A 10,644-nucleotide genomic window follows, 5' to 3' on the forward strand; every position below is an offset into this window, starting at 1 on the left:
TGATGAACGATGATGAGGATCTCCAATTAAAAGATAAATTCCCGTATCTTTAAAACGTTCGGCTAAAGGGAGTAAGTTATTAGCAAAACCCGACGGTCTAAGAATCGTGTAAGATAAACCGCTATTAATTAGATATTTTTCTACTTCTCGTTTCGCCTTAAAGACAGGTGCATCAGAATAATTTCGCTCCACCCCTAAAACGGAGATGTAGACAAAATGCTTAACCCCATTTTCACCTCACCAAACGCCCTCTCCTACCGCCCCCTAGCCCCCTCCTCTCACAGGAGAGGGAATTATCGAGAATTCGGTTGTCGAACGTATTGAGGTTCTAGGGTGGATTTAGGATAGGCAATTCGTTGATGATTATACTGTTGCCAAACTTGAATAAACACTTCAGCAATCATCCCCATTTCATCGCGACGTAAACCACTGTCTTTTAATTGATTTTCTCGCCAACGTGCTGCAAAAATTTTATTGATCATATCTTTGGCTTGTTCTGGTGTCGCATTTTTAAGCGATCGCAATGCTGCCTCCGAACTATCGGCTAACATCACTAACCCCGTTTCTCTCGATTGAGGGATTGGCCCGTCATAACAAAAATCTTGTTCATCAATCAACTGATTAGTCGCTTTCGCCTGTTGATAAAAATAGGAAATTGGTAAAGTTCCTTGATGTTCGGGTATAAAATCTCTAACCACTTTGGGTAGTCCGTATTTACGCGCCATTACCAGTCCTTCGCTAATATGCTTTTTAATAATTTCTGCACTCAGCCAAGGATTATTAATCACATCATGTTTATTCAAGCCACCCATTTGATTTTCAATAAATCCGAGTGGGTCGTGCATTTTTCCAATATCATGATAAAGCGTTCCCGCACGGATTAATTCAACATTACAGTGTAGCTTTCGACCTGCCGCTTCAGCTAAACACGCTACAAATAAAGTATGTTGAAAAGTACCTGGAGCTTCTGTGACTAAACGCTGCAAAAGTGGACGGTTTGGGTTAGCCAGTTCAACTAAACGAATGGGAGTTACTAAATCAAAAAAGCGTTCTAGATAAGGAGAAATTCCTAATGCAAAAATACACCACGCTAAACCTGATAAACCTTGAATAATAGCATCAGGTAAAACCGTGTACCAGATAGTCCCCGCCGTTGCGCTGGCAATTAGATAAATGATGAGGTAAGCTAAACCTTGAGCGAGTCCAACCCCTGCACCCAGTAAAGATAATTCGTCCCGTGAATGTAATCTACCTGCTATTGCTGCTGCTAATAAACCGCCAACTGTTCCCGCAATCAGTGGCCAACTCACTGTATGCAGAACAAAATGAGATAGATTACTAACGAGGAGAATCTGAGTAATCGCTAGTGTGGGCCCATAAAAACTACTGGTGAGTAAGCCGACTGCTGCTAAATTGGTATAAGGAATATTAGCGATCGCAAATAAAGGAGTAGAAACACTCAATAAACATAACAACAAATGATCTCGCTGACGCATCGGACGATGGACGCGATTTTCGACACAACAAAAGAAACCAACTCCACCCATCACTAAAAGGCTAGATATTCCCAGTCCTTCCCAATTAATGCCTCGACGACTGAGTTGAAAATTATCTAAAAGCACGAAATCTTTTTGAGTAATTTTTTCTCCCGCTTTAACAATAATTTCGCCTTGTTTAATAGCAACCATTTCAGGCTGTACTGCTTCAACCGCTTGGGAAGCTCTTTGTTGAGTCGCTTCTTTATTTTCTTCTAAATTAGATTGTTCCTGAAGAACTGTCAGTAATAATTGTTGAGCAAAATTTTGATATTGAGGTAAGACAGAATTTTTTAAATGAATATTGACTGTATCTTGAAGATGTTCCAAAGGTAATCCAGATGGCAAACCTTGTATTAATATTCGCTCCAGAGCAGTTGTAATTCGTTGTTTAAGTTGTTGCCAATTAGATTCACTAATTTTAAGTAAAGAAAACTCAACAGTTTGATTTAATAAATTAGGCGAGGCGATTTGAATTTCTTGTAATACCTGCTGATATTGATGGCGAATTTCTTCAATTTGATCAATTAGCACTTTAAATTTTTTCGGCTCTATTTTCTGTCGATAACTTTGTATCTTAATAATTGCAGGATTAAATGATGTTTTCGCTTCTTTTGAATTGATTATTTGTTGCCACTCTTGTTCAGAACAGGTAATCAAATAATTTTGAGTTTTTAAAGAAATAAGATTAACTTCAGTAACAATCGGTTTTTGAGAAATTTTTCTTAAGGTTTCAAGTTTTTGGATAATATTAGATAAATCTAACTGAATTTGTTGAGTTAATTCCTCATTACGTTTAACTATAGGCGTAATTCCTGCTCTAACTTTTTGACGCTTCTCATCAGTTGTTTTTGTGTCTTCAAAATTCCCATCTTGCGGTGCTGTAATCGTAATCGGCGAAATAGTATTAACTGCTAATTGAGGTTGATTATAAAAATGGTAACCATAAACACCCGTTAAACATAGAATCGAAAACAATAAAATAAGAGGCTTTTTAAAACGAGCAAGAGAAGGGAGAAAATGAGATGTAACTTGGATTTTTTGTGGTGTTAAGAAGGAAGAAGATTTCATATTTGAGTTTTAACCCAATCGTTGATCAATAATTTCAAATAAAGATTTGCACATTGATACTCCTCAAAAATTTTTTAAAATAAATACTTTTTTGTTTTAATGAGATTAGTACAACTATGAGTGACTAATACTCAATCACTATAGCTAAAAAGCTATTATATAAATACCATACCCAAAACCAACATTAAATCTCTAAAAAGAAATACTCATTATTAGATACTATCTTGAGAAACGATGTTTAGATGACGGCGTTGAATCACACTTACTGAAGCTAGGGAAGTCTTTAACAGTGGGTATTCAGTATCTAGATCATAAACACCCGACCATGAAGCAAACAATTGTACTGTTTTGTGTTGAATCGATAGGGTGAGGGGGCAATTTTGAGTAGCAACACGCCATCTTACAGGAAAACCGCTAATACTATTATAAATTCCTGAAAGAAAACCTGTTAAAGCTAGACTCACTGGAAATTGTTCTGCAATTTGACTTGCTCGTAAAATACTGAGTTGGAAATTCTCTGGTGTACTGGCAAAACAATACAGAGAAAGTGCGATCGCTAATTGATGCGGAGTTCCTTGGGAAATGAGTTGTTTCATCCCTTGACACAGAGGAACAGCATTATTTAATAAATCTTTAACTAAATCTAACAGATCGATTAAAGAAGATTGTCTGGTTTGGGGAATTTGAATTAAATGATCTAACGTCCGTTGGGTATGAAATTGTTCTTTGAGGACTAAAGAGCATAAATAGCCCCAAATTAAAACATTTTGTGTAATTTCTGTGTTTTTTTGCCAGTAAAGACCCATTAAATCAATTTGTTGCTCTAATTCCCTCTGACTATCATGTTCATACAAAATTAAAGGCAGTAATACCAAAATCAGATCAGCACTTCGAGCTTTTTTAAGTTCCCTTGGATATTGCTGATAAATATTGAGCCAATCTTGTTCAGATAGCTGATTCTTCTCAACTAAATGGTCAATTAAATGTTGTCCAATTTGTAAATAAGGAAGAACAGACCGAGTATCTGTACTAAATTGGGGTAACCATTGACCCACAAAAGAACCTAGTAACCCTCCTTGCCACCGATAGATCGGTAAAAAGCGCATTTTGTCAAGTTCCTGTAATAACCGCTTGTTGTGCTGCTAATAGTTCTTGAATTCCAGTTTGGGCAAGATCTAGAATTTGATTAAGCTGATAACGACTATACGTCCCTGATTCTGCTGTCCCTTGAACCTCGATTAACTCTAAATTTCCTGTCATGACTACATTAAAATCGACTTCGGCGGCAACATCTTCAGTGTAATTGAGGTCTAAAAAAGCTTCACCCTCAATTAACCCCACCGAAACCGCCGCTACAGAACATTTTAAAGGTGATTGTTCCAATTCACCTTTATTTAGGAGTTTTTGCATTGCTAAAGCTAAAGCAACATATCCCCCAGTAATGGCAGTTGTTCGAGTTCCCGCATCAGCTTGTAGAACATCTGCATCAATTAAAATCGTTTTTTCGCCTAATATTTCAAAATCTAGGGTAGCACGTAAACTTCGACCGATCAGCCGTTGAATTTCTTGAGTTCTCCCTGACAGTTTCATAAACTCTCTAGCTTGACGTTCTTGCGTTGCCCCAGGTAACATACGATATTCTGCGGTTAACCATCCCTTTCCAGTATCAGCCAGAAATCGAGGTACACCGGGTTGAACTGTCACTGTACAAAGTACTTTTGTTTCACCACAACACGTTAAAACCGAACTCGCCGAAAATTTAGTATAGTCGGTTTCAAAGTGTAGCGGACGCAGTTGACTGGGTTGACGATAATCGGGACGAGTCCAAGACATGGTGCGATCGCTTTTTTACTCAGTATCACCTAGCAATTGTACTCTCATCAAGCGTCTTAAAACCTTAAATGTGAGTGATACACTTCACCGCAGCTTTTCTGAGATAATCTATGTAGTTTTTTAATTAAGATCAATGCCTCTCATTAACAATGATTTTGCTAAAAAAGAAGAAAGCTTTTCAAGACGCAATGAAAGATTACTGGCACTGGTATAATAAAGCACAAAAACTAGCTAAAAAAGATAAATTTAAAAAAGCGATCGCCTGTTTTGAAAAAGCGTTGACTTTTTGTGAAGATGACTACTGGGCTTGGTACAATCGAGCCGAAGCATTGTACAAGCGGGGAGACTACAAACAAGCGATCGCAAGTTATGAACTAGCTGCTCAAATTCGACCTAATGATTATTGGACATGGTATCATCGAGGCTATATTGCATTAGAAGAGTTAGAGCAATTTGACGATGCGCTTTTGTATTTTAAAACAGCGCAAACACTCAAACCTAATGATTATTGGACATGGTATTATCAGGGCGATAGTTGGCGTCATCTCCAACGTTATCAAGACGCAATTAGCTGCTACGAACAAGCTTTGGAATTACGTCCTAATGATTATTGGGCGTGTTATCGTAAAGGTGATAGCTTACGTCATCTTAAACAATACGAAGCTGCGATTGTTTGTTATCAACAAGTGACTCAGATTGATACAAACAGCTTTTGGCCTTGGTATAAACAAGGGGATAGTTATCGACATCTAAAACAATATGCAAATGCGATCATCGCTTATCAAAAAGCAATTGATCTAGAACCCGAAGACGATTATGCTTGGTATAATTTAGCTTGTTGCGCGGCGCAAATAGACTTAATCGATTTAGCGACTCAGGCTATAAAAATAGCCATTTCTTTCAATTCGCAGCATCAAATCATCGCCCAAAGTGATCCAGATTTAAAAGGCATTAAAATAATTTAGCTTAAATTTCGACAAGGGGAAGCAGTAGGATATTATTCCAGTTGCTTCATCCTTGGCAAAAAATGTTATTTTAAAAACAAGTTTTAATCTTCGTGGTCATCAAAAGGATCGCTTAACTGGGTAGATGGTGGGCCAAAAGCAATATAAATCGCATAGCCCGTGACAGCGAGAACCGCAGCACCAATACCGATGATAAGAACTGTTGCAGATTCCATAAGCTAGAATAATTATGTTACCGATTCTTTTATAATATTACAGAACATTACAAAATAACCATTTAAAGACATCATTGGTGATTTATGGCACAACGTACGCGCTTAGGGGACATTCTCAGACCTCTAAACTCTGAATATGGAAAAGTTGTTCCAGGTTGGGGAACAACCGCCCTAATGGGTGTTTTCATGGCTCTATTCTTCGTTTTCTTGCTAATTATTCTACAAATCTACAACTCTTCTCTATTACTTAATGGTCTAGATGTTGATTGGAGTACTTTAGGCAAGTAAATATAAAAGGTTATTATTTAGTTTGCCACTATTTTTAGAGTTTGGTCTAAAAATTGTTAGTGTCAATTGGTAGTTAGTGTTTTAGAATTTAAGTCTTTTGAGGACAAGTCTAGAATGCTTGCTACCAAAATCTTTTTTAGATTACTCATACTGGAGCAAAAGTCATGAATATTTTTGGCATTGGATTACCAGAAATGGTATTAATTTTTGTAATTGCTTTATTGGTATTTGGCCCAAAAAAATTACCCGAAGTCGGACGTAGCTTAGGGAAAGCAATTCGAGGTTTTCAAGAAGCATCAAAAGAATTTGAAACTGAATTTAAGCGAGAAGCCGATCAATTAGAAGAATCTGTGAAAATTAAAGCCGAATTAGAAGATAGTAAAGCGGTTTCTGAAAAAACAGACTAAAAAACGGTTAATCTAAATTCAGATTAAGTTAGAGGAGCATCGATAAATTTATATCCGACTCCCCTAATCGTTTGGATAATAGAAGGATGCTCAACATCAGATTCAATTTTTTTGCGAATTTGACCAATATGAACATCAACGACACGATGATCACCCAGATAGTTATAGTCCCAAACCTTTTGAATTAATTCAGCCCGACTCCAAACTCGCCCTGGTTCTTGCGCTAGACAGTGTAGAAGATCAAACTCTAGAGAAGTTAACGCGATTCCACTGCTACCCATCATGACTTCACGTCGCATGGGATCGATTAAAATATTCATAAATCTTAGTGGTTTTTCTTCACATGAAGAAACCACACGCCGACGTTTTAAGATGGCTCGAATTCGTAGATCTAGTTCTTCAAGGTCAAAAGGCTTGGTAATATAATCATCAGCCCCACGTAGAAAACCTTTACGTTTATCATCAAAATCAGTTCGACTGGTGAGAATCAAAATATAGACATTGGTCAAAGCTTGCATTTTTTCACACAAATCGTAACCCAATGTATCGGGTAAATTGACATCTAAAATGACTAAATCTGGACTAAATTGCTCAAAAACAGCTAAAGCCGACTTTCCATCAGCCGCTCCTTGAACATGATAGTTTTTTTGACTCAGAAAACGCATAATCAGATGGCGAATAGCTGAGTCATCATCAACGATTAAAATTTTGGCACAAGCAATAGCGATCATCACGGAATCACTCAAATCATAATAAAAGGAGCAAAGAGAAATCTAATTAATTTCTGGTCAAATCCACTACCCTTTCTATAATTCCCACATTTACTGATTTTGTTGTAGTCGGTGATGAAATTTTCTTTAGCTATAACTCGCTCGACTTCCTCATCTATCTTTACAATGGATTATTAGGTCGCCTGTAAAGCTAGTTTATTGCTTAAATAGGGAAAGGGTTAAGGAAGGAGATTAAAAGCATGAGCGAGCAAAGTCCCTACGAACAACTTGGAGTTACTGAGGAATCTTCTTTTGAGGAAATTCAAGACGCAAAACAACGTCTTATTCAGCAACATCAAGATAATAGTAAGCTGGTGGAAAAAATTGAAGCCGCTTATGATTCCGTAATTATGGATCGGCTCAGACTTAGACAAGAGGGTAAAATTAAGGTACCTGAGCGAATTCGCTTCCCAGAAAGAGGGTCTGAAGTTCCGACAACGAGCAAACCTCTTTCAATTGAGCGATCACCATCTTGGTTACAAAAGTTAATTGATACACCTTCGGCGGCTGATCTAGGTCAAAGTGCTGCTGTTTTTGGCGTTTTAGCGGTGATGACACTGTTTCTACAAGAGCAAGGAAGTTCCCTATTATCGCTTTTTCTGGCTTTAGGCGTTTTTGCCAATATCTATTTTTTAAATCGCAAAGAACAGAAATTCGGTCGAGCGGTTCTAATCACCTTTTTTGGCTTACTCTTGGGAATAGGCTTAGGTGCAGGTATTGCAAGCGGTTTAGAGGCAGCTAAGGTCGGTTTTCCCTTTTCTGTTCAGCAATTTTATGCTCTAATTACCTTTTTCTTTTTGTGGTTAATTAGTAGCTTTCTGCGTTAATTTATATCAGCCTGTCATGGGAAGATCTGTAACAATTAGGTCTACGGCTTCCCTGAGATTATTTACAATCAAATCGGGTTCGTATAACTCTAACTGAAATTGATCGCGAATCCCTGATAATACGCCAATCACCTTAATATTATGGGTTTTTGCGGCAATAATATCCGCTTCCGTATCCCCTACCATCCATGTTTCAGAAGCGGGGGGTAATTCATTTAAGGCTCGTTCCATCAATAAAGGTTTATCTTTGATATCAGCTGTTTTAATATAATCATTACTCAAACAATAACGACGGTTTAGCGCAAAAAAACGAGCTAAGTCATATTGATTAAATGCTGCGTCTAATTCTCTATCTCGTCGCATTGTCATGACAGCGAGATCAAATCCGAGTTTTTGGATATAGTCTAAGGTTTCAATGGCACTGGGAACAGGACGATCGTACATCAAATACCGCACCTGATGTACAGTCTTTTTCCGCATCATGGCAAACGCTTCAGCTTGCACTTCATCTAATCCTGATAGTAGTCCAATTTTGCGTTCAGGGACTCTATGACGTTTCAGTTGCCAAAATTCGGCTTTTTTAAGTTCATTAATTTCTTGGTCGGGTCTTTTGGTTTGTTCAAGGCACAATCGATAAACTTGATAGTAACGTTCGGAAACGTCCATGATTGGCCCATCAAAGTCAGTAATTAGTCTTATCATTTATGCTTATATATTGTTAAGTTTTGTATCTAAGTTAAGACTAACGATTCATATTCCAAGAGTCAACCGTCTCTGTTAAGAAATTTAGATAAGATTTAATTACGAGTTTTCCTTGTATTATTTATGACCTTAAAACGGCACTCGCTTTTAACCTTTTTCTGTTTTCTGTCGCTTTACCGAAAAATCGGGTAGAACATCTTCGGCGTTAACGGCGACTTTGTCTTAGACTATTTGATGTAGCTGGTCGTCTACGCAAAATCATGTTCATTCATGAGTACAAGGCTTATGGCAAGCCCCATCAAGATCAAGCAATAGATGAATCGATTATAAACGGTTCAGTTAGTGAGAAACAAGTGCTTACGATACAGGGAAGACGGGCAAAGCATAAGTCAAAAAGATATCTACAGATATGTCGCTCAATTGCGAGCCGAGTTTCCTTTTGTAGAAGCTTTAAACTCGACTGCCTGTCAGCAAGCTTGTGAGAGAACATCGACATCAATTTTAAAATTTTTCACCAACTGCAAGAACAAAGTTCAAGGAAAGAAGAGCTATCCTAAATACAGCAAAAATACTCGTTCAGTTGAATTTAAACAATCGGGATGGAAATTAAACCGAGACACCAAAAGAATAACCTTCACTGAGCAAAAGAATATTAAGGAACTAAAGTTAATTGGAAATCGAGACTTATTCGATTTCCAAGAATTTCAAATTATCCCTCTTCTGTTATATTAGGGAAGAGTAATAAATTAACCGCTCATTAGACAAAAAGGATAAAATCCAGAAGAATAAAGTGTAGATAAGCCGAGAAATTGATTCATCTCTTCCATGAGTTCTAGAAAATACCTTTTAAACTTAGGAATTGTAAAAACATCTAACCAGGGTTTTAGCAAATGATAAAATGTATAGGGCTGTAAAATTAAACGTAAGTTATTTAGTGAGCTTTTCCACGTTTTTCCTTCTTCCTTTCTTAGCGTGATTACTTAATCTGGTAGTTGATGCCTCAGAAGCTTCGTCGTTTTTATTTAAAATACTTCCTAACCTAAAATAATTGGCTTGGAGGCTAACTAAAAGATAAGCACTCATGACAATTTCCCACCATTTTTCTATACTGACGTAGTCTGTAACTCGAAAATCTTTCCATCCTAATTCATCTTTAATTTGCTTAAAAGCATATTCTATCCAATTCCTTAAACTATATAAAACTCCTATTTGTTTAATAATATTTCCTTCCAAGTTAGTCATGATATACCAGCTTTCTTCTCCTTTTGGGTCAGGTACATCTACGGTTATATCTAACTCTTTGACCAGGCATCATTAAAACGCCATAATTGGAACGTATTGCTACTATATATTTTAATTTTACTCTTTCTAATAAAGAAATTATATCGCCGCTTTCTCCACCCTCTGCTGTCGGCTAATACCATTTTTATGCGGAAACCTCAACTAATTAATTCTTTGATTATCGAAGATGCTAATTCTGGTTTATTTTGATAATTATCTCCTTCTTTTAATCGATTTTTTGGTTTAAATATTTTAAATATTAAAGGGCATGTTATCCCTTCTACTACTGCTAACGCTATTGACCGACACTATGCCATTCTCTATTTTTCCTAAGTTCCCAATATATTGTCTCGTTACATAATCTATCGTTTTTCCTTTTTTTTCCTCTCCTGTTTCATCTATGATTAAAATCATTTCTTCCTACCCTATCAGTAATTGAGTTAACCATAGTCTCGTCTCTCTTAAATTCTCTACTGACCAATTAGCTTTGCTCAAGAAATGGTGTAATGACTGCCCACCATCTTTTAATCCATTGACTTGTGCTATTAATGGTAAGCTCTTTCTTTTAATTTCTGAAACCATTCCTACATGAATATATTTAAAGCTTTCAAAATGCCTAACATCACTGATTAAACTTTTGTATATCCAGCAATATTCATCTATAAAAGCTACTGTCTTTGAAAGCTTCCTTCGGTGGAGTTGCCATTTTTAACTCCTTCCTCTTTTCTAGTTATACCAATTATTGAAAAA

At 36.8% G+C, this 10,644-nt stretch carries 12 protein-coding genes and 1 pseudogene; 4 read left to right on the forward strand and 9 right to left on the reverse strand.

Going from position 1 to position 10,644, the window contains the following annotated elements:
• The 4 genes and pseudogenes from CFPU101_RS24295 to rph all read right to left on the reverse strand — a co-directional run.
• A pseudogene (locus CFPU101_RS24295) lies at positions 1-222 on the reverse strand (SDR family oxidoreductase); the annotation flags it as partial.
• 71 nt (positions 223-293) lie between these two features.
• Positions 294-2,606, reverse strand: coding sequence for an HD family phosphohydrolase (locus tag CFPU101_RS24300; protein ID WP_206818338.1), 2,313 nt, complete (start codon positions 2,604-2,606; stop codon positions 294-296).
• 212 nt (positions 2,607-2,818) lie between these two features.
• A complete protein-coding gene (locus tag CFPU101_RS24305) occupies positions 2,819-3,712 on the reverse strand; it encodes a hypothetical protein (RefSeq protein WP_206818339.1) in 894 nt (297 codons plus the stop codon).
• Positions 3,713-3,716: 4 nt separating this feature from the next.
• Complete coding sequence (gene rph, locus CFPU101_RS24310) at positions 3,717-4,439, reverse strand: ribonuclease PH (RefSeq protein ID WP_206818341.1); 723 nt, start codon at positions 4,437-4,439, stop codon at positions 3,717-3,719.
• 149 nt (positions 4,440-4,588) lie between these two features.
• On the opposite strand from rph, the gene CFPU101_RS24315 reads away from it, so the two are divergent.
• Complete coding sequence (locus CFPU101_RS24315) at positions 4,589-5,404, forward strand: tetratricopeptide repeat protein (protein ID WP_206818342.1); 816 nt, start codon at positions 4,589-4,591, stop codon at positions 5,402-5,404.
• A gap of 83 nt (positions 5,405-5,487) precedes the next feature.
• Here CFPU101_RS24315 and psbN read toward each other — a convergent pair whose 3' ends face one another.
• The gene (gene psbN / locus CFPU101_RS24320; RefSeq protein WP_206818344.1) at positions 5,488-5,619 is read right to left on the reverse strand and encodes a photosystem II reaction center protein PsbN; all 132 of its coding nucleotides are present in this window, start codon (positions 5,617-5,619) and stop codon (positions 5,488-5,490) included.
• A gap of 84 nt (positions 5,620-5,703) precedes the next feature.
• Between psbN and psbH the strand changes: the two genes are divergently transcribed.
• Positions 5,704-5,907, forward strand: a complete 204-nt coding sequence (gene psbH / locus CFPU101_RS24325; RefSeq protein ID WP_206818346.1) for a photosystem II reaction center phosphoprotein PsbH — start codon at positions 5,704-5,706, stop codon at positions 5,905-5,907.
• Positions 5,908-6,071: 164 nt separating this feature from the next.
• Positions 6,072-6,314 (forward strand): TatA/E family twin arginine-targeting protein translocase, encoded by a 243-nt coding sequence (locus CFPU101_RS24330; protein WP_206818348.1) that lies wholly within the window; start codon positions 6,072-6,074, stop codon positions 6,312-6,314.
• Between the two features lie 23 nt (positions 6,315-6,337).
• On the opposite strand, the gene CFPU101_RS24335 is transcribed toward CFPU101_RS24330, so the two are convergent.
• A complete protein-coding gene (locus CFPU101_RS24335) occupies positions 6,338-7,045 on the reverse strand; it encodes a response regulator transcription factor (protein ID WP_242578244.1) in 708 nt (235 codons plus the stop codon).
• 239 nt (positions 7,046-7,284) lie between these two features.
• Between CFPU101_RS24335 and CFPU101_RS24340 the strand changes: the two genes are divergently transcribed.
• Positions 7,285-7,911, forward strand: a complete 627-nt coding sequence (locus tag CFPU101_RS24340; RefSeq protein WP_206818350.1) for a CPP1-like family protein — start codon at positions 7,285-7,287, stop codon at positions 7,909-7,911.
• Between the two features lie 6 nt (positions 7,912-7,917).
• Here the strand turns inward: CFPU101_RS24340 and CFPU101_RS24345 are convergent, their stop codons facing one another.
• The 3 genes from CFPU101_RS24345 to CFPU101_RS26405 all read right to left on the reverse strand — a co-directional run bounded on the left by CFPU101_RS24345 (position 7,918) and on the right by CFPU101_RS26405 (position 10,308).
• Positions 7,918-8,613, reverse strand: a complete 696-nt coding sequence (locus CFPU101_RS24345; protein ID WP_206818351.1) for an HAD family hydrolase — start codon at positions 8,611-8,613, stop codon at positions 7,918-7,920.
• A gap of 927 nt (positions 8,614-9,540) precedes the next feature.
• Positions 9,541-9,855, reverse strand: coding sequence for a transposase (locus tag CFPU101_RS26400; protein ID WP_374191989.1), 315 nt, complete (start codon positions 9,853-9,855; stop codon positions 9,541-9,543).
• Between the two features lie 291 nt (positions 9,856-10,146).
• Positions 10,147-10,308, reverse strand: a complete 162-nt coding sequence (locus CFPU101_RS26405; RefSeq protein WP_374191990.1) for a transposase — start codon at positions 10,306-10,308, stop codon at positions 10,147-10,149.
• Between the last annotated feature and the right edge of the window lie 336 nt (positions 10,309-10,644).

It is taken from the genome of Chroococcus sp. FPU101, from assembly GCF_017312365.1.
GTDB lineage: Bacteria > Cyanobacteriota > Cyanobacteriia > Cyanobacteriales > Microcystaceae > Chroococcus.